At 41.5% G+C, this 18,261-nt stretch carries 18 protein-coding genes; 16 read left to right on the top strand and 2 right to left on the bottom strand.

Translation table 11 applies throughout. The annotated features are described in order from the left end of the window. Positions 1 to 618, top strand: coding sequence for a bis(5'-nucleosyl)-tetraphosphatase (symmetrical) YqeK (gene yqeK, locus AC3WJJ_RS10615; protein ID WP_492540380.1), 618 nt, complete (start codon positions 1 to 3; stop codon positions 616 to 618). Between the two features lie 33 nt (positions 619 to 651). After that, positions 652 to 1,299, top strand: a complete 648-nt coding sequence (locus tag AC3WJJ_RS10610; protein WP_492540378.1) for a hypothetical protein — start codon at positions 652 to 654, stop codon at positions 1,297 to 1,299. Between the two features lie 41 nt (positions 1,300 to 1,340). On the opposite strand, the gene AC3WJJ_RS10605 is transcribed toward AC3WJJ_RS10610, so the two are convergent. After that, positions 1,341 to 3,680 carry an AraC family transcriptional regulator gene (locus tag AC3WJJ_RS10605; protein ID WP_492540376.1) on the bottom strand — a complete coding sequence of 780 codons (2,340 nt, stop codon included), beginning with the start codon at positions 3,678 to 3,680 and terminating at the stop codon, positions 1,341 to 1,343. Positions 3,681 to 3,867: 187 nt separating this feature from the next. Here AC3WJJ_RS10605 and AC3WJJ_RS10600 point away from each other — a divergent pair, with 187 nt between their 5' ends. From AC3WJJ_RS10600 to AC3WJJ_RS10560, 9 genes are all read left to right on the top strand, one after another. Continuing rightward, positions 3,868 to 4,788, top strand: coding sequence for an ABC transporter permease (locus AC3WJJ_RS10600; protein WP_492540374.1), 921 nt, complete (start codon positions 3,868 to 3,870; stop codon positions 4,786 to 4,788). A 51-nt stretch (positions 4,789 to 4,839) separates the two neighbouring features. Next, complete coding sequence (locus AC3WJJ_RS10595) at positions 4,840 to 5,715, top strand: carbohydrate ABC transporter permease (RefSeq protein ID WP_492540372.1); 876 nt, start codon at positions 4,840 to 4,842, stop codon at positions 5,713 to 5,715. Positions 5,716 to 5,749: 34 nt separating this feature from the next. Beyond that, positions 5,750 to 7,273: an extracellular solute-binding protein gene (locus tag AC3WJJ_RS10590; RefSeq protein ID WP_492540370.1), complete on the top strand. Its 1,524-nt coding sequence runs from the start codon at positions 5,750 to 5,752 to the stop codon at positions 7,271 to 7,273. Positions 7,274 to 7,414: 141 nt separating this feature from the next. Further along, positions 7,415 to 7,996 carry a TetR/AcrR family transcriptional regulator gene (locus AC3WJJ_RS10585; RefSeq protein ID WP_492542003.1) on the top strand — a complete coding sequence of 194 codons (582 nt, stop codon included), beginning with the start codon at positions 7,415 to 7,417 and terminating at the stop codon, positions 7,994 to 7,996. Positions 7,997 to 8,134: 138 nt separating this feature from the next. Then, a complete protein-coding gene (locus AC3WJJ_RS10580) occupies positions 8,135 to 8,587 on the top strand; it encodes a VOC family protein (protein ID WP_492540368.1) in 453 nt (150 codons plus the stop codon). 88 nt (positions 8,588 to 8,675) lie between these two features. Continuing rightward, positions 8,676 to 9,617 carry a phosphotransferase gene (locus AC3WJJ_RS10575; RefSeq protein WP_492540366.1) on the top strand — a complete coding sequence of 314 codons (942 nt, stop codon included), beginning with the start codon at positions 8,676 to 8,678 and terminating at the stop codon, positions 9,615 to 9,617. Further along, positions 9,589 to 10,401 (top strand): class I SAM-dependent methyltransferase, encoded by an 813-nt coding sequence (locus AC3WJJ_RS10570; protein ID WP_492540364.1) that lies wholly within the window; start codon positions 9,589 to 9,591, stop codon positions 10,399 to 10,401. Before AC3WJJ_RS10575 ends, AC3WJJ_RS10570 begins: the two co-directional genes overlap by 29 nt. A gap of 21 nt (positions 10,402 to 10,422) precedes the next feature. Further along, positions 10,423 to 10,602, top strand: a complete 180-nt coding sequence (locus tag AC3WJJ_RS10565) for a hypothetical protein (RefSeq protein WP_492540362.1) — start codon at positions 10,423 to 10,425, stop codon at positions 10,600 to 10,602. Between the two features lie 216 nt (positions 10,603 to 10,818). Beyond that, positions 10,819 to 11,286, top strand: coding sequence for a double zinc ribbon domain-containing protein (locus tag AC3WJJ_RS10560; protein WP_492540361.1), 468 nt, complete (start codon positions 10,819 to 10,821; stop codon positions 11,284 to 11,286). 119 nt (positions 11,287 to 11,405) lie between these two features. On the opposite strand, the gene clpP is transcribed toward AC3WJJ_RS10560, so the two are convergent. Then, positions 11,406 to 11,990, bottom strand: coding sequence for an ATP-dependent Clp endopeptidase proteolytic subunit ClpP (gene clpP, locus AC3WJJ_RS10555; protein ID WP_492540359.1), 585 nt, complete (start codon positions 11,988 to 11,990; stop codon positions 11,406 to 11,408). Positions 11,991 to 12,167: 177 nt separating this feature from the next. On the opposite strand from clpP, the gene AC3WJJ_RS10550 reads away from it, so the two are divergent. The 5 genes from AC3WJJ_RS10550 to AC3WJJ_RS10530 all read left to right on the top strand — a co-directional run bounded on the left by AC3WJJ_RS10550 (position 12,168) and on the right by AC3WJJ_RS10530 (position 18,237). Beyond that, complete coding sequence (locus tag AC3WJJ_RS10550) at positions 12,168 to 12,902, top strand: RNA polymerase sigma factor (protein WP_492540357.1); 735 nt, start codon at positions 12,168 to 12,170, stop codon at positions 12,900 to 12,902. Between the two features lie 223 nt (positions 12,903 to 13,125). Then, positions 13,126 to 14,019 carry a TIGR01777 family oxidoreductase gene (locus AC3WJJ_RS10545; RefSeq protein WP_492540355.1) on the top strand — a complete coding sequence of 298 codons (894 nt, stop codon included), beginning with the start codon at positions 13,126 to 13,128 and terminating at the stop codon, positions 14,017 to 14,019. Positions 14,020 to 14,123: 104 nt separating this feature from the next. Next, a complete protein-coding gene (pgsA, locus tag AC3WJJ_RS10540; protein ID WP_492540353.1) occupies positions 14,124 to 14,702 on the top strand; it encodes a CDP-diacylglycerol--glycerol-3-phosphate 3-phosphatidyltransferase in 579 nt (192 codons plus the stop codon). A 216-nt stretch (positions 14,703 to 14,918) separates the two neighbouring features. Further along, positions 14,919 to 16,358 (top strand): SWIM zinc finger family protein, encoded by a 1,440-nt coding sequence (locus AC3WJJ_RS10535; protein ID WP_492540351.1) that lies wholly within the window; start codon positions 14,919 to 14,921, stop codon positions 16,356 to 16,358. Positions 16,359 to 16,383: 25 nt separating this feature from the next. After that, positions 16,384 to 18,237 carry a HEAT repeat domain-containing protein gene (locus AC3WJJ_RS10530; protein WP_492540349.1) on the top strand — a complete coding sequence of 618 codons (1,854 nt, stop codon included), beginning with the start codon at positions 16,384 to 16,386 and terminating at the stop codon, positions 18,235 to 18,237. Positions 18,238 to 18,261 lie beyond the last annotated feature (24 nt).

The raw sequence follows: 18,261 nt of genomic DNA, 5'->3' as shown, positions 1-18,261 counted from the left end.
ATGCAAGCTCTCTTAAAAGAATTAAGTAGAGATATGACTTTAACGAATGACCTAAAACAAGACATTTCCACATTTCTAATCCAGAATCAATGTCCAGAGACAGCACAACATTGTATGGATGTCGGGAGAGAGGCTAGGAGACTAGCTCTTTTATTTCAAGTAGATCCAGATGAGGCAGAAATTGCAGGCTGGCTACACGATATAAGCGTGGTCATTCCCAACAATGAAAGGATTGTGGCTGCAAAGAAACTTGATATTGATGTTCTTCCTGAGGAAGAATCATTTCCTATGATCATTCATCAGAAGCTCTCCAAAGTTATGGCTCAAGGTATATTCAAGATTACAAATCAAGGGATCTTGGATGCGGTTAGCTGTCATACAACCTTGAAGGCTAATTCAACAACACTTGACCAAGTATTATTTGTCGCAGATAAAATTGCTTGGGATCAGCCAGGTAATCCACCTTATATACAGCAGATTCATAAAAGTCTAGAAATTTCATTAGCGCACGGAGCCTTTTCATATATCAATTACTTATGGGAACGCAAGGAGACACTTAGAGTGGTCCATCCTTGGTTAAGAGAGGCGTATGAAGAACTGAATGAACGCTTGAGATGACTGCTTTGAGAGGAGGAGATTGTGCTGGGGAATATGAATCGTCACGTTATATTATTGATTGTCACGGTGTTAATGTTAAGTCTGATCGGCTGCAATAAACAAGAGATTAAGGATGACAAGGTCGCTTATATTAAAGCTAATCTGAACTCGGAGTATGAGAAAGTATATAAAGATTTAGGACTCGGGATTTTATATGATTTTGATTATAAGTTACCTTATGCTGATCAGAGCTGGGTTAATATTTGGGTGGAAGGTTATCTTGATGGTAAGAAAATGGAACCATTTCATCTCACTGAGCTAAGCTATGGCCTAAATCCTGAGCCGATGGTAGAAGGACGAATGGGGTTCGGACTTATTAATCCAACAAGTGAAGACGGTTCTTTATTCCTTTATTCCGGTCAAGTGAAAGCACCACCGAAAAGGTTGAATAATCAGATGCAGCTTCATAGTAATACGATGGCTAGCTCTTGGGATTATGCAATTGGAGATGAGCAGATTGGCTTAAATTCAGGTGAGACTAGACTTTTAGGTGTCTATCGGAAGACGAATAAGAAAACTATAAGCAGCTATGATTATCAAGACAGCCAGTCAGTAGAAAAAATGATTCAAGATGAATCGGTTGTGCTATTACTGAAGATAAAAGTTGAGATAGATAAGAAGAGCGAAGGCAAGCTCGATTAGAGTTATGCCTTCGTTTTTTTATCTTAAATAGACCATATTTCTTAAGAGATTTGGGAATCGCGTCCAGGTTCGCGGGTATGCTTCTCACGGTACTGTCCCGGAGTCATGCCCGTGCTTTTTTTGAATAGACGAATGAGATACGATGGCTGATACCGCAGTAATGCTGCAATTTCGTTAACTTTCATATTGGAGATGAGCAATAGCTCTTTGCACTTCTCAATGCGCAGACTGGTTACATAGTCAATGAAATTAACTCCCTTAACCTGTTTGAATGCACGACTTAGCTTCGTAGGGCTGATTCCGAATTGATCAGCGTACATTTCAAGCGATACATCCAAATTTAGCTCATCCTTCATTCGCTCACATACTTGTTCGACGATCTGAAGCATAGCTGGGTCGATGGCAGAGAGAACAGCTCTTGTAAAGGGGATAACAACGGAATGAGAGAACCACCTCGCCATTTCTTCGGGATGTCTAATCTCCATTAAATCTTCATATAAATGTGCTCCCCCATAGACAGTATCCGGATTAATTCCGGAACGCAGCATCGTGTCAAAAACACTGCCGAGTAGCTTCATCATCCCTTGCTGGACATGCATCTGTGTCATGGATTTGCTTAATAAAACCTGCACAAAACGCTCTACACCTGTAATGGCTGCATCTTCAAAGCCCATACGCATGGAATGAATAATATCCTGCTCTAGCTCGAAAGGAAATTCGGCATAATGTCCATATTCAGGCATGATGTCATCCACATTAATTACATTGGAGCGGCTCTTTGGATCACGAAGACGAAGTGTGCTGCGTGTTTCCTCAAATATCCCCGGTAGATCAAGAACATTAGCGGTTAATTTACTGACGACTACAGCCGTATTCATTTTGAGCAAGCTGCTGACACTGGTTGCAATATTATCAGCTAAGTCTAGTAGATCTGTTTTTGTTTGTTCCGCAGGTTCAGCATCATCATAGACGAGAAGAATACCGATGGTAGAGTCCTGAAAGTTAATCGTATGGGAGTAATAAGCTGCGGACATACATAATTCTCCGATAATATTGGAAGCAGCGTAATCAAGGAGCTGTTCCTCATGATTTAGCCCCTCAAGTAAGTCTCTGTTAGATGAATCGTTTCCATATAATCCGGCGATCAGCACAGCAAAGCGTTTATTCTCGATATCCCAATCATATTGAAATAATTTCTCAACGACCTCATCTTGGGATAGGAGAAGCTGCCTTCCATACAAAAATTGTAGCAGGAAGCCTTCTCTTAGGGTCGGTAACGATGCTTGAAGCTGTTGATCTAGACGTTCTCTTTCCTTCAAGTGATGACGCCATTGCTTCTCAATGAGCGAAATCTCATTCAAATGATGTGGATGATCTAATTCTTTAATAGGATGAAAAAGATCGACTAGTCGACGTATAGGATCATAAATACGCTTTGAAGCAAACCAGGACAGGAGAAGTGCGAGCACGATTCCAGATGCACTGACGATGACGATGATTCGGGACATTGTTGTAACGGATTTCGTAAGCTGAGATAAGGGAGTAGTTGATACATAAATCCATTCCTCACCAATTCGAAATAGTCGATCATAAGAGACGGAATAGCTTTCCCCATTTTGTTTATGTATAAAGGTATCCTTTGTTTTCTCCAGCGGTAAAATATGTTCAATCAACGCCGTTTGCAGAGCGTTATCATGTTCATCTGTACCCAAGATTTGACCTGTATGATTCATAATAAAAGCGCTTCCACTATTCATTTCAAGTCGCTGGTTTATTGCCGGCTGTTTCAGATAGATTAAGAAAGCGCCAAAAGCGCGATCACTGCCCTCCGCATATAATTTTGTCACAATGCCTTTCATTAAAGGGTCGGTCGAACTCCACCTAGGCATGGAATCTGTCCATATAATTTGTCTATTCGAAGTGAACCAGGATTGAAGCTGAGACTGGGTCTGTTGATCTTGAAGCGTACGAATTCCCCAGTGATCACTGATCAATTTATCTGACGAATCTATATAAAAAGCAACATCATAAATTAATGAGTTGTCAGCTTTCATCAGAGACAAAGAGGAAAATAACGAGCGCGTTTCTTCGAATTGTTGGGAGAAATCCATCTTAGAAAGTGAATTTGTGAATTCTTGTTGAAAAGCTAACTTGGCAGAAAAGCTCTCCAGAATAGTTAAGTCGTCATCTATACGTTCAATGGACTGGCGGAATTGTTTTTGGTGTGATTGATTCAGTTCATCTACAATGGAACCGCTACCAAAATAATAGATGCCAATCCCAATTAGCAGTGCAGGCAGACATGCGATCAAGAGGACAAGTGCGAGGCTCCTCCAATACAGAGACCCTTTTTCCTTATGACGTTTCTTTCCCTCTCTCATCATATTCCTCCCTATTAAACAAATGGATCAATATAAGCATAGTAAGATGATACCATACATTTTAACTAAAAATTATTATGAATTACAATGGACTGCAAAACATTATTATTGCAGGAAATCACGATTCTACATAAGATTGTCCCAATCGAAGGCATCAAAAACACACATATAGGGGGCGATTGTTCAGATGAATAGAAAAGCGCTGAGCCAACTGGGAAAGGACATGAAAAAAGATAAATACTTATATCTTCTGGCTTTGCCCGGGATTATCTATTTCATTATTTTTAAGTACTTTCCAGTCGGTGGGCTAGTGATTGCATTCCAAAACTATTCTCCGTATCTTGGAATCGGACAGAGCGAATGGGTAGGTTTAGAGCATTTTATACGTTTCTTCTCAAATGATGATTTCTGGATTTTGTTACGAAACACATTGATGATTAGCTTAATGAATATCGTTCTATTCTTTCCGTTACCGATTATTCTTTCAATTATGTTAAATGAGCTGAGAGGCATGGCCTTCAAAAGATTCGTGCAGACGGTCATTTATATCCCGCACTTTTTATCATGGGTACTTATCGCAGGTCTAACATTCTTAATGCTTTCACAGTCTGAAGGCGTAGTGAACAAGCTTATCGTTGAATTTGGTGGCGAACCTATTGGATTCCTAACAACGGCAGACTATTTCTGGGGACTATTAACAGGACAAGTGATGTGGAAGGAAGCTGGATGGGGTACTATCATCTTTCTTGCAGCAATTGCTGGAGTAGACCCGCAGCTCTATGAAGCAGCCGTAGTGGATGGTGCTGGACGATTCCGAAAAATCTGGCATATTACTTTGCCCGCTATACGGAATGTTATCGTTATTCTATTTATTTTGAGAATGGGATCGGTGCTTGACGTAGGCTTTGAGCAGGTGTATCTCATGATGAATGGAGCCGTATCCGATGTCGCTGATGTATTTGATACATACGTCTATCGTAACGGGGTACAGCAAGGACAATTTAGCTATAGTACAGCCATCGGATTATTCAAATCCATTGTTGGAATCATTCTTGTTGTAATGGCTAATAAAATGGCCAAACGATTCGGTGAAGATGGTGTCTATTAATAAAATCCCATCCATTCATGTGTTATGCCAAATCTGTAGGAGGACTTCAATATGCGCAAAAGCTGGTCAGACCGTATCTTTGAAACGGTAAATGTTACAGCACTTCTGATTATAAGTCTGATTTCATTATTTCCAATCTATTATACGTTTGTATTATCCTTCACGGATCCTATTGAATATTACCAAAAGCCATTAATCCTATTTCCTACTAATTGGACCATCGATGCTTATAAGTATCTCATGTCAACGGATACCTTTATCACCGCATTCGGAAATAGTGGCTTTTTGGCTACCGTAGGTACGGCATTAAGTCTAATTGTTACATCCGGATTATCTTTTGCATTATCTCGTAAACGCTTACGTTTTCGTAGAGCCATCATGTTTGGTGTACTCTTCACCATGCTGTTCTCTCCAGGCTTGATTCCGTCTTACTTAGTGGTTCGGCAGATGGGGATGATTGATAGCATATGGTCACTTATTATTCCTACACTTACGGGTGCTTGGTATGTTCTACTTATGAAAGGATTCTTCGATAGTATTCCGGCGAGTCTGGAGGAAGCAGCACGAATGGATGGTGCAAACGATATCGGCATATTCTTCAAGATTATTATGCCACTTTCGATGCCAGCATTGGTTGCTTTCGGACTGTTTTTCGGTGTTGGTTACTGGAACACATTCTTTAATGCCATCATGTTCATCAATGATCAACAGAAATGGCCACTTCAGGTCATCCTTCAGAATATGCTTGTGGACCCGAACAGTTCAGTAAACTCCAGTGTGGCTGATTTCCGATCTGATGTGAAGATGCCTACGGAGACGCTGAAAATGGCTGCGGTTGTCATCGCAACCGTACCGATTATGATGGTTTATCCATTCTTGCAGAAGCACTTTGCCAAGGGAGCAATGGTTGGTTCTGTCAAAGAGTGATTAAATATAAAAGATTAGAGGAGGTCATATCAAAATGAGTTCATTAAAACACAGAGGCTTACGGACAGCTTTTGCTATGCTGCTTAGCACAACATTAGTATTAACGACGGCATGCTCTTCAGGTGGCTCAAAGTCAGAGGGTAAGGATGGAGAGATTACGGAAATCACCATGAATACGCTTAGTTATTCTACTGAATTTCCTGACAGCAATTTTGTGCTTGTAAAAGAGTTCGAAAAGCGTACCAATACGAAATTAAATATTGATTGGGTACCTGTGACGACAGCAACTGATAAGTTTAATGTTCTCTATGCATCTGGTAATTTGCCGGATGTGACTTTTACAGAGGACATGAACAATCAGCAAATTCGTAACTTAATTAAACAAGGTGTGTTCTGGGATTTGACAGATATGATCAAGGACTATCCTAACCTGTCTGCTGATATGCTGGATGATATGTGGGAAAAGTCTAAGATCGACGGGAAGAACTATATGATTCCTCGTTATTATCCAACACACGGCGGCGGGATCTTCCCAATGCTTCGTAAGGATTGGCTTGATAAATTGAATCTTTCTGTACCTACGACGATGGACGAGTTGTACGACACGTTAGTGGCGTTTAAAGAGAAAGATCCAGATGGTAATGGCAAAAACGATTCTGTACCTTACTCAGCTAGCGTGACTTCTATGGCATTCGTATATAATATTTTCAATAATAATATAGGCAACTGGAAACTGCGTGATGGAGAGCTTCATCCAATCATCACCGAGAAGGAATCTACAGATGCGTTGTTGTGGATCAAAAAAGCTTATGATGCAGGGTTATTCCCATCCGATTTCGTTATCTTGAAATTCTCACAGGTTACCGATCTCCTTAAGAGCGGTAAGGCAGGTGGCGGTGGATACTCCATGAACAATTCCATCTCTCAAACCTTCGATATTAAGAAAATTGTACCTGAAGCGGACCTCATTCCATTGGCATCGCTAACGGGACCATCAGGCAATAAATTTACACCAAGTGGAGCACCGTTCTATGGATTCTTCCTTATTCCAAAGAAGGTATCCGAAGAAAAAGTGAAGAAGATCCTATCTTTCTTTGATTATGGATACAGCCCTGAGGGGAACGAGCTTGCAAACTATGGTATTAAAGATGTCCATTTCAAAGAAGAGAATGGCCGCCGAGTTCGTACCGAGAAGTTTGAAAGCGACAAAATTGGTACCTTTGAGGGTATCTTTATGAAATTGAATGACGAACAGGTACTTGGAGATCCATCTAAGACAACCGAAGAAATCTATAACCGAAACCAAGAAATTTTGAATGAACGTAAAAAGATTGTATTGGTTGATCATACGCTTGGTCTGACGTCAGAAGCGCAAACCAAATATTGGGCAGATATTCAAAAGAAAGTAGATGACATGCGGACTAAAGTTATTCTCGGACAAGAAACCATTGATTCTTACAATGCGTTTATAGAAAAACTGAAACAAGATGCGAACTTGCAAGAAGTTGTGAAAGAGATGAATGAAGCATATGCTGCAAAGCAAGCTCAGTCTAAATAAGTAAGTGCATGGCTGTCTAAGAGATTATTCTTGGACAGCCTTTGTTTTTTACGTAAAAGCGAAGATATGGAACATAGCTTGACTTGAACTAATCTTATTAGTTAAATTGGTAATAGTGTTATTTTTAAGGAGTTGAAAGAACTGATGCCTAGGGTGAAACTCGACGTACAGATGATCATGCAAGCGGCAGCGGACATAGCTGATAAAGAAGGCTTGGATGAAGTAACATTAGCCTCATTATCGAAAAAGCTAGGTATCCGTTCGCCATCATTGTACAACCATGTAGATGGTCTGAACGGTGTGCGTCATAGATTGGCTCTATACGGAATGAAGCAGCTGAATGAAGCTTTGACCTATGCTGCGATTGGACGAGCACACGATGAAGCCATTCATGAGATTGCTCAAGCATATATCCGTTTTGCTCGTGAGCATCCCGGTTTATATGACGCTCTGGTACGCATGCCTGACTGGAATAATGAAGAGACGAATAAAGTGGCTAGGGTTCCGGTGGATTTACTCGTTCGGGTGCTTCAGGCATATGGTCTTGAGGGTGATGCAGCTATACATACGGTAAGGGGGCTTCATAGTTTACTGCATGGTTTTGCTTCGCTCGAGCAGACGGGAAACTTCAATATACCAATTGATCCGGATTACAGTTTACAGTTGTTGATCGATTTTTTCCTAAAAGGTATTCGAGCATACGGAAATGAAATGGAAAGTTAACGAAGAGCCTGAAACAATATGTTTCAGGCTTTTTCTTTTGTGTGATATTCACTCTGCTAACTAAATATGGAAGTGATATCGGGATATAACGTATAATAACAACAGGTGTTCAAGTCTATTGATTGCGGGGGTTGTTATATGGATAAAGATTATCTCTTTACGAGAGTTGGATATGTATATATTCCTACATCGAATATTGATGCGTCTATTGAATGGTATTGCAGTAACCTTGAATTTAAATTAATTAATAAATTTGAGGATCGAGGTTCGTGTATAGCGGTACTTCATCATCCTGGTAAGTATTCGATTGCAGTATTACTGATTGAAACAGAGGATCAAGGTAGATTACAAATCTCACGAAATGGTCAACCTTTTCCCGTGATGGCGATCAATTGTCCGAATATTGAGTATACGCATGAATACATGATGAAGAATGGAGTAGACGTAGAGGAGTTGCACACGTTGGGCGCGGGAGAAGCAAAATATTTTTATTTTAGGGACAATGAGGGGAACTTACTCGAAGCTGCATGGTCCAAATATGATCTAGAAGAAGACATGAAGGAAAAATTTATTCGACATACAAACAATTGAAGGGTGTGATCATTATATGTTTTTTCCAATTTCCTATTCAACACTATCAGACCTAGCTCTTAACGAATATATAAAGAAGAATTATAACTTGGATCAAGTAAAGAACACGACTTATCTTCTAAGGGGGATGAATGATACCTATTTAGTGACTACATCAGATGAGTCTTACATATTCAGAGTGTACCGTGGGGACCGGAGACAAGAGTATTCAGAAATTGCCTTTGAACTAGAGCTCTTATGCTATTTAGATCGTAAGGGAGTGTCGGTTTCCTTACCGATCGCCGACGTAAAAGGTGAATACATCCAAGCGTTTGAGGCACCAGAGGGGACACGGTTCGGTGTTCTGTTCACCTTTGCCGAGGGTCATGAAAAAGGTATGGATAACAGTGAAATAAGTTATTCTTTCGGCCAAGCTGTCGCTAATATTCATTTGCTAACGGATCATTATGAGAGCGGTTACGAAAGAACTCCAATCGATCTTGATTTCCTCCTTCATCAATCGCTAGCCATTATTGAATCTAACATGCAGCATCGCGGTGAAGATGTACAATTCTTGAAGAAGCTTGGGCTGCAAATGGAGCAATCCCTGCGTGAAATCCCATTAGAACAATTAGACTTTGGAATATGTCACGGAGATCTTCATGGGAACACCAATGTTAGCTTCACCGAGGAATTAGTTATGACTCACTATGATTTTGATCTATGTGGATATGGCTGGCGCGCCTATGATATTGCTGAATTTCGTTTAGCTAGAGAAGTCCGATTAGGTCATGATCCGGATCAGTTAGAACGCATTTGGGGGGCTTTTCTAGACGGGTACCAATCGATCAGAGTGTTATCCGAGAATGACCTGAAGGCTGTGCCTATTTTTGTCGGCATTAGACAGCTATGGTTGATGGGACTTTGTCTTAAGGACCCTCATATCCATGGTGCTATTGATTTCGGTGATGATTTTATTGATGACAAGTTGGCGTATTTCAAACAATTGGAGGAACGCTTATATGGGGAACGTTCTGGAGTATTACAATAGGTTTGATGAGTGGGGGCGCTTGGATCGGGAACCTATGGAGTACTTGGTAAACCTCCATTATATGAAGAAGTATTTGCCTGTTCAGGGACATGTACTAGATAATGGAGCGGGGCCTGGAAAGTATTCGATGGAACTGGCGATGCATGGATATGACATATCTCTAACAGATCTTACGCCAAGATTGGTAGAGCAAGCTTCTGTAAAAGCTAAGGAGCTTAATCTACTTGATCGATTTAAAACGCTTGAAGCGGCAGATGCCCGGAATCTGTACCTATTTGAAGATGAGCAATTTGACGCTTCCCTGATGCTCGGTCCAATGTATCATTTGCAAGATGAAATAGGGCGAAATCAAGCAATTGAAGAACTTTCTCGCGTTACCAAAAGAGGAGGAGTTGTCTTTGTAGCTTTTATGACCAGAACGAGACACTTAACCAACTCGCTTCTTAATCCATTACAGTGGAGACCGAATGATAATATGCGTGAACTAACTAGCTTTATGGAAACGGGCATATTTAATCATAGTGATGAGGGAAGATTTACGGGAGCTTATTATTTTAATATTGAAGATATTCAGCCGTTTATGGAATCTCATGGCTTCGAAAGTATGGAATTGATCGCTTCTTCAAGTATTGCTGGTTCATTTTCATCTGAGCAGTCCGATTATTGGCGTTCGCGTGGAGAAGAAGAGTTCAGAGATGTGATGGAACTGATTTATACAGAGGCAGCGAATCCGTATATACTCGGGCTGTCTTCTCATCTTTTGTATATTGGTCGAAGATCGTAGAGCAAAGGAAAGGGGTGCTGTATGGATGCACTGATATTTATACCTTTGTGGTTGATATCCTTAGCAGTGGCAATAGTGGTGATAAGGCACTCTATAGATTCATCGCAAACCTCAAAAAAACTAGATATATTAATCGATGAAATCAGAGATTTAAGTAAAGAAATCAAGAATAATAAACATATTATTGATAAAAAAGTTTAGCTTTATGGGTAAATGCGGACGATATGATGATTAAAGGATTAGATGGGATTTAATAGGTTTAAATAACTTGGTACATGAAACAGTGCATATTAAACAGTTGCAACGTATCCGTGATGCGAATCGTAAATAGAATATAATTACATTGATCGAACCTCCTATTTCATTCCGATTAGGGGGTTTCTAATTTTACCAGAGGCTTTTAAGGAGGTACAAGGAATGGCGGTTAAGGTTTGTCCTAGTTGTGGTGAAGGAAATAAAGAAGCGGCTCTTATATGTGTTGTATGTGGAACTTCTCTTCAAAGTGTTACTGCTCAAGGTACACTTAATTCGGAAAAAGAGTATGTAACACCTCCCAAAAGGAGGTCAACGATTTGCGCCCATTGTCGTGAACCATTGGACGAAGGAGCAATGAAATGCAAGTACTGTGGTACTTTTGTATCCAGAACTCCATCTGCTCAGCCTAATTCACGCTATGATGAGGAGTGGGCACCATCCGTACCAGACAGCACTTCATTGACACTCATCGTAATCTCAACAATCATAATCCCTATTGTGGGACTTATTGTTGGAGGTTTGGCATCCTTTAGCGACGATAGCGAGAAGCGGGATACAGGAAAAATGTTGTTAATTCTAGGTCTGGTGATGATCGTTGTGCAATTGTTCTTGTTTTGGATATTTATCTAATATAATGAGGCTAATCATTGTCTAAGAAATAAAGCCACCATGGATGAAGAGCCCTTAATGTTAAATCGTCTTAGCATGAAGGGGAATTCATTATGGTGGCTTTTAAATGGGTTAAGAGGTTAAATCGACGTAAGCACTTTATCAATTATACCGTACTCCACGGCCTCTTCGGCGGACATGAAATAATCCCGATCCATATCGCGCTCTACGCGTTCAATTGACTGCCCTGTCCGTTCTGCTGTAATTTGGACCACTTTCTCTCGTGTTTTTAGTATTCGCTTGGCACTAATGGCGATATCACTCGCCTGCCCTTGTGCACCGCCGTGCGGCTGATGAATCATAATCTCACTGTTGGGGAGTGCGAATCGTTTTCCTTTTGCACCCGCGAGGAGAAGCATAGAACCAAAAGAGGCAGCGAATCCTGTACAAATCGTATGCACCTGTGGCTTAATATGTTGCATGGTATCGTAGATTCCAAACCCTGCACTCACAGATCCGCCCGGACTATTAATGTACATGTGGATATCTTTTTCAGGATCCTCAGCCGATAATAACAGCAGCTGCGCAATGATACTATTCGCCAACGGATCGTTTATTTCGGAGCCTACGAACACAATCCGGTCTTTCAAAAGTCTTGAGTAAATGTCATAGGATCTTTCGCCCCGGCTCGTTTGCTCCACAACATAAGGGATATAACTAGACATATTGTAACCTCCATTATTATGGTTATTTAACAATTGGTAAACGAACCGACGATGCCAAAAGATACGTGAAAGGCAGCAAAAATATATTTTTGTGTGTTCCGTAACGAATAAGTGACTTCATTCGTTTACATATATGAACTATCTATAGATCGGTAAAGGAGTGGACTGCTGAAGATGATGAATTCACCACAAATCAACCATACACAGGCTGAGTTTGATCTGGAACATTTAAATGCCCTTCTTCACAGATATTGTCTCTCGCTTACACAATCAACATGGGATTCGGATGATCTGGTTCAAGATACATGGGTAAAGATCCTGGAAAAGATAAAGGAGAGGCAGCACAATAACCCTGAGGCCCTGCTGCTAAGAACAGCTAAGAACGGTTGGATTGATCAAGTGCGACGAAGACAAGTTTATGATCGAATTCTAGATAAGGAGCAGGAGCTGACAAGAGAAGCACAGGCTACTCTTGGTGACAACAGCACCATTGATCTTGAAATCGCATTTTATTATTTAATTAAATATCTATCTCCGCTTCAGCGTACTGTGCTGCTCCTGCGTAGTGTTCTTGGGTATTCGGTTGCCGAGACAGCAGATAAACTGTTTACAACGGAAGGAGCTGTTAAAGCGGCCTACCATAGAGCCCGAAAGACACTTGAAACGAAGGAACAAGAGTTAGGAGAGGTGCGGATTGATTCACGTGAGGAAGAACTGAAGACACGATTAAATGCACTTGCTATTGCGTATATGGATGGTGAAGTGGATGAAGTGTTAAGACTTGTCCAAGAGAACAATGAAGAGCAAGAGATGGTTGTGGCGTTCGGTTCTTTTACAGCGCAATCGCCCCAAGGGTTTACTTCTTCCGGTTATTCGTTCAGTCAATCGGGCGTCATATCAATGGCGGCTTAATGAGCTAATAAAAATATTGAGTCTCGACGTTAAAGGTGCTTTCAGACATGAGCTGAAGGTGCCTTTTTTCGCGATTGGTTGATTCGATCCCATTCGAAATGAAGGGAATGATCCCTCCTGAATCGAATAGGTAGGATAGAGCCTCATGGCTTTTAAAATGGTTGTTCATGTTGTGTAGACGGATCGATTGTACAGTGAAAAAGTAGAGAAGTGAGTTGATCATATGCACGCGAAAGTAGTTTTAGCAGGTGGAACGGGCTTTATTGGTACATTTTTAGAAGATAAATTCAAGGATCTTGGATATGAAGTTCATATCATCTCAAGACAGAAACAGCATATATCATGGGAGGATCAGGAAGGGATCATCGCAGCTATAAATCATGCTGATCTGTTAATCAATCTTGCCGGGAAGTCAGTAGATTGCCGCTATAATGAGAAGAATAAGCAGGAAATAATGAACTCAAGAACAGAGACGACAAGCGTACTAGGAGAGGCGATCGAGAATTGTAGCAGCCCTCCACCGCTGTGGATAAACTCCAGTACAGCAACCATTTACAGACATGCGGAAGACCGACCGATGACCGAGGAAGATGGAGAAATAGGCATTGGATTTTCCGTGGAAGTAGCTCAGGCGTGGGAGCAGGCTTTTTTCTCATTTCAATTGCCGCATACAAGACAAGTGGCACTTCGGATCGCAATCGTGCTTGGTCCTGATGGAGGCGTTATGACTCCGTTTATTAATTTGGCTCGGTTCGGGCTAGGGGGAGTACAAGGCCCAGGGAATCAGATGTTTAGTTGGATTCATATTGAGGATATATTCGGCATTATAATGTTTCTGAAAGAGCGGGAGGATCTTAGCGGCGTGTTTAATTGCTCTTCTCCACACCCGGTCACGAACCGAGAATTCATGGCAGAGCTACGTAGAACAATGAACATAAAATTCGGCTTGCCTTCCCCGAAGTGGCTGCTTGAACTAGGGGCAGTTGTTATTAAAACAGAAACTGAGCTTATTCTAAAGAGCCGCTGGGTGATACCAGATCGACTAGAGAGAGCGGGTTATCCTTTTAAATATATGAAGATTGACCAAGCACTCTCTCATATTTTAGAGTTAGTGTAATTCCATATTTACAATCCATGACCCAGCCTAAGATACTTGCTATTCTTATGCTGGGTCTTATTATGCCGAGGATCTGTCACACCGTAGACAAAGGAGTGAAATAAGTGAACTTAGCGAACAAAATAACGATAGCAAGAATATTGCTCATCCCCTTTTTCATGCTATGTCTTATGCAGTATCCAAGCTGGTTAACTTCTAAATTCACGCTGATTGAAATACTAAGTCAGAATGGTGTTATTATAGCAGCCATTTTATTCGTGCTTGCCTCTGCGACAGATAAATTGGATGGATATATCGCGAGAAAATATGATCAAATTACGAATCTAGGGAAGCTCCTTGATCCACTCGCTGATAAACTCCTCGTCTCGGTGGCTCTCATTATGATGGTTCAGCAAAATATGGTTTCGCCTTGGATGGTAGTGGTCATTATTGGTCGGGAATTTATCATTACAGCACTTAGAATGGCAGCTGCTTCGCAGAAAGTAGCTCTTGCGGCTGACCAATATGGTAAATGGAAGATGGTACTTCAAGTCATGGGAATTACAGCCGTATTATTAAACAACTATCCTTTTAGCGTATTCACAGCTTATCGGGTAGATAATCTCATGATGACGTTAGCGATTCTGATGACCCTATATTCTGGCTGCAATTATATTGCAAGGAATTATAAGAAAATCCTATAAGTAGTAATCAAACCTTGGGAGAACACCTGAGGTTTTTTTGTGGAAACAGGAGTAAATAAAAACCATATAAAGGGGATTTAATGAATGGAATAAGAATAAATGTTCTTAAATAGGTCTTTAGAAGGTAGGGCACCCGTAGGAGATTAGGTATGATTTAGTGTAGTAATTCATTTAATAAAGAGTAGCCGATCAGTAAGTTAATAGGAGGGTATGAGTTTGATTGAAATTACAGAGACATGGATAGATTCTGTTGCACCGAATAGTGCGGCAATTAAGAATGGTCAGGGCCTTGTGAAAAAAGGACGGTTTCTGCAGCTGAATCATTCAGAGGATAACATCGTGTTGTTTGGGACCTGTGCCGGCAGTGGTAGTTCTAATTATCAGCCGTCTGCTGATTTTGCCATACCGGAAAAGCCGGTCATGCGTTGTTCATGTCCAAGCAGGCAGTTTCCGTGCAAGCATGTCTTGGGTCTATTATACGCCTATGCTGAGGGTGCTTCCTTCACACCAGCTGTCATTCCGGATGATCTGGCCGCGAAGCGAGAGAAGGCAGAGAAACGAGAAGAACGAAAGCTTAAAGAATCCGCAGAAGGATCATCACCTAAGCCGAAGAAAGTGAATAAGTCCGCGCTTAAGAAGAAGATCATATCCCAACTCGAAGGACTCGACGTACTTGAGAAACTAATTCACTCGATTATACGGAGCGGACTAGGTACGATCGATACCAAGGATCTAAAGCTACTCCAAGACCATGTGAAACAGATGGGGAATCACTACTTATCAGGCGCTCAGTTCGAGCTTCGCCGATTATTGAAGCTTTTGCAAGCTTCTGGGGATCTCGATCAAGAGACTTCTTATACATACGCCGTAGAACAGCTTGCCGTTATGAATGCTTTTATTAAAAAGGGACGGCAGTATTTATCTGCAAAGCTGGAAGATCCAGAAATGCAGCCTGATCATGAATCTACGATGGAAGAGTGGTTAGGCCATGCATGGCAATTGACCGAGCTTCAAAGCTTCGGATTGATTAGCGAGCAGGCGGAATTGATCCAGCTTTCATTTCATAGTTATACGGATGAAGCACGACAGGAGTATGTTGATGTTGGTTACTGGATTCAGAGGGATAGCGGAGAAATTCATCGTACGATTCAGTACCGCCCTTTTAAAGCCGCAAAGCTGATGCGTGAGGATGATAGCTTCTTCGAAGTAGCACAAGTTCCTGTGTTGTACCGATATCCAGGAGATATGAACCGGAGAGTGCGGTTTGAGGAAGTGCTAACAAGACCCGTAACGGGTTCGGATATGAAGTGGATCCAAGCGTATGGAGCCAGATCGTACCCAGAATCTATTAAAAAGGTGAAGAATCAACTGAAGAACCCACTAAGCGATTCCAATCCAGTCTTGTTACTTCATGTTTCGAGTATCAGTCAGAATGCGGAAGGACGATATGCCATCACGGATGAGTCTGGTCAGGCGATTGGATTGGGAGATGTGCTGTTAACGCCTACCGTCTCTATGCTTCGATATCTTAAGCAGGAGCAGCTGAACGAGGTCTCTATGTTAGTAATGTTTGAGCACTGTATCAAGTCAGGACGTCTACTGGCTCAACCACTTTCGATCGTCACGGATAAGGAAATCATTAGATTGCTATATTAGAGTCGCTAATGAAAGGGGAACAACCATGAGTACGGCATTACTCCAAGAACTTAAAGATGAAGTTAGGCGTTTATATATTGCTGGAAGTGACTTGACTGTTGGTGATTTTCGATTAAAAAAGTTACTACCGAAATTTGAGCAGCTCGGTGAACGAGCTCCGATATTCAAACGTTTAGGGGAAGGAATCATAGCAGTCATAGAACCGGAAATCGGGACTGAGGTGCATTCTGCACAGCGTCTACAAGATTTAAACCAGCTATTAAGCTCGGTATTGTACACACAAGGAATAACGAGTCCGGAAGGAGAGCGACTCTCCTTGAATAACATCCCTTTGTCTCTGTCTTCACATTTATCTTATCGTAAGCTTTCCGCTGTTCAGGTTGCGCTAACAACAAAAGGCGGCGGACGCTATGAGATTATCGAAGAAGCATTTAAAGAAGGATTGTTCCATGACCTTCGTCTGGTACACCTTGCTATGGGGGCGCTGAATGACTCCTATGTAGAAATCGCTGAGTTTGCTGCGGATCATATATTGCCAGCGTACGGATCTCAAATTATTCCACTACTTGTAGAGAACTTCGATCCGGCAGGGGGAAAGGCAGAATCTCTCAAGCTGAAGGTTATTGCAAAGACAGGCGGAGATGAAGTTCTTGATTTAATCTATCAGGCTGCCATGACGGGATCGGATCAGGTGAGAACGACTGCAATCAGGTTGCTAGCCCCTCATAGAGCATATGAAGCTGAGCTAATCGAATGGAGCCGGAGCAAGAAGAGAGTGATCCGAGAAGCCGCGTATGATGCACTTGCTGTGAATGGATCCGATTCGGCTGTAGAGAGATTATATGAAGCTTCTCTTGGAAAAGACAAAGAAACAGTGAACTCAGCGCTTTACAAATGCCAATCAACCTTGTTAACAGAACGGCTTACTCACGATTTATCCGCAGAGCTTTCCGCTCTTCCAGAAGTACAGAAGGATAAAGAAAAGGTAGAGGATATCTGGTCTAATGTGAGACTGAAACTCCGGGCATTGTCTGATAAGCAGAGTACGGAACTGGAGGCATTATTTCGGAATGTGCTGGAGCAGTATCTATTTTATATGACTTTAGGTTGGGAGCGCCTTGTTAATGTAGCAGTCATCTATATGAGCCGCTTAGAGACAGAGGAAGCCAGAGAGTTACTTCGGCGAAATGCAGAGCACGACCTTGAGCATTTCAAGAATAGCAGTGTCTATGTGACTGAAGTGTTCAAGAAAGCTTACACCTTTTTGTCACCGGAGCGTGTATACGAACTTTATGTAGATATCCTTGTAAAAGGGTATGAGGCTTCTCCTCTTAGCAAGATTGCCAAAGAGCGTAAAAGGCTTGTTGAGACAATTACCGATATTGTAATTCATCATGAATACAAAACTTATGAGGAAGTATCGCTTTTCGCTGACAAAGGAAGATATACGTATTACATTGAGATGCTGCCACAAGAGCAGATAGAGCAGAGCTTTGATCGGCGCTGGCTTGATCATTTTATTGAGCAGGATGAATTTACGCTCGTCAGCGCGTTTGCAAGGCCGGGTCATCAAGCAACTGAGACTTATTTGTTAGCTAAACTTAAGAAGTCACCTGAATTCCGCAACCGATTTGCGAATCTGTTTATCATGGGCTTAGTTCGAGTTGGTATTCAAGTGGATGCACTTCATGAAGCGTTGATGGCGGCATTAGAGGATGATCGTAATAAGGAGTGTTATGAGTTCGAACCCTTTGTATTTCAGCAGTTATGTCAGATGTCACCAAGCTATTATGACCGTGTTCAAGCGGTATTGCCTAAATATATGGCCATTGCTGAAGAGCAGCTTCATTACGTAATGCGGAAGATGAGAGAAGAATAACAAGACCAATTCAAGGAGTGATAG

This window comes from Paenibacillus sp. FW507-14B1B (assembly GCF_058781425.1).
Note: the sequence above shows the minus strand (reverse complement) of the source record. Positions and strands in the feature narration are given on the sequence as shown.

What these genes read in the sequence shown, in the direction of transcription:
- AC3WJJ_RS10545 (WP_492540355.1), top strand. Translation starts at nt 13,126, where the DNA reads ATGCACGCGAAAGTAGTTTTAGCAGGTGGAACGGGCTTTATTGGTACA.
- AC3WJJ_RS10580 (WP_492540368.1), top strand. Translation starts at nt 8,135, where the DNA reads ATGGATAAAGATTATCTCTTTACGAGAGTTGGATATGTATATATTCCT.
- AC3WJJ_RS10570 (WP_492540364.1), top strand. Translation starts at nt 9,589, where the DNA reads ATGGGGAACGTTCTGGAGTATTACAATAGGTTTGATGAGTGGGGGCGC.
- AC3WJJ_RS10550 (WP_492540357.1), top strand. Translation starts at nt 12,168, where the DNA reads ATGAATTCACCACAAATCAACCATACACAGGCTGAGTTTGATCTGGAA.
- AC3WJJ_RS10600 (WP_492540374.1), top strand. Translation starts at nt 3,868, where the DNA reads ATGAATAGAAAAGCGCTGAGCCAACTGGGAAAGGACATGAAAAAAGAT.
- yqeK (WP_492540380.1), top strand. Translation starts at nt 1, where the DNA reads ATGCAAGCTCTCTTAAAAGAATTAAGTAGAGATATGACTTTAACGAAT.
- AC3WJJ_RS10590 (WP_492540370.1), top strand. Translation starts at nt 5,750, where the DNA reads ATGAGTTCATTAAAACACAGAGGCTTACGGACAGCTTTTGCTATGCTG.
- AC3WJJ_RS10610 (WP_492540378.1), top strand. Translation starts at nt 652, where the DNA reads ATGAATCGTCACGTTATATTATTGATTGTCACGGTGTTAATGTTAAGT.
- AC3WJJ_RS10565 (WP_492540362.1), top strand. Translation starts at nt 10,423, where the DNA reads ATGGATGCACTGATATTTATACCTTTGTGGTTGATATCCTTAGCAGTG.
- AC3WJJ_RS10560 (WP_492540361.1), top strand. Translation starts at nt 10,819, where the DNA reads ATGGCGGTTAAGGTTTGTCCTAGTTGTGGTGAAGGAAATAAAGAAGCG.
- AC3WJJ_RS10595 (WP_492540372.1), top strand. Translation starts at nt 4,840, where the DNA reads ATGCGCAAAAGCTGGTCAGACCGTATCTTTGAAACGGTAAATGTTACA.
- AC3WJJ_RS10605 (WP_492540376.1), bottom strand. Translation starts at nt 3,680, where the DNA reads ATGAGAGAGGGAAAGAAACGTCATAAGGAAAAAGGGTCTCTGTATTGG.
- AC3WJJ_RS10530 (WP_492540349.1), top strand. Translation starts at nt 16,384, where the DNA reads ATGAGTACGGCATTACTCCAAGAACTTAAAGATGAAGTTAGGCGTTTA.
- clpP (WP_492540359.1), bottom strand. Translation starts at nt 11,990, where the DNA reads ATGTCTAGTTATATCCCTTATGTTGTGGAGCAAACGAGCCGGGGCGAA.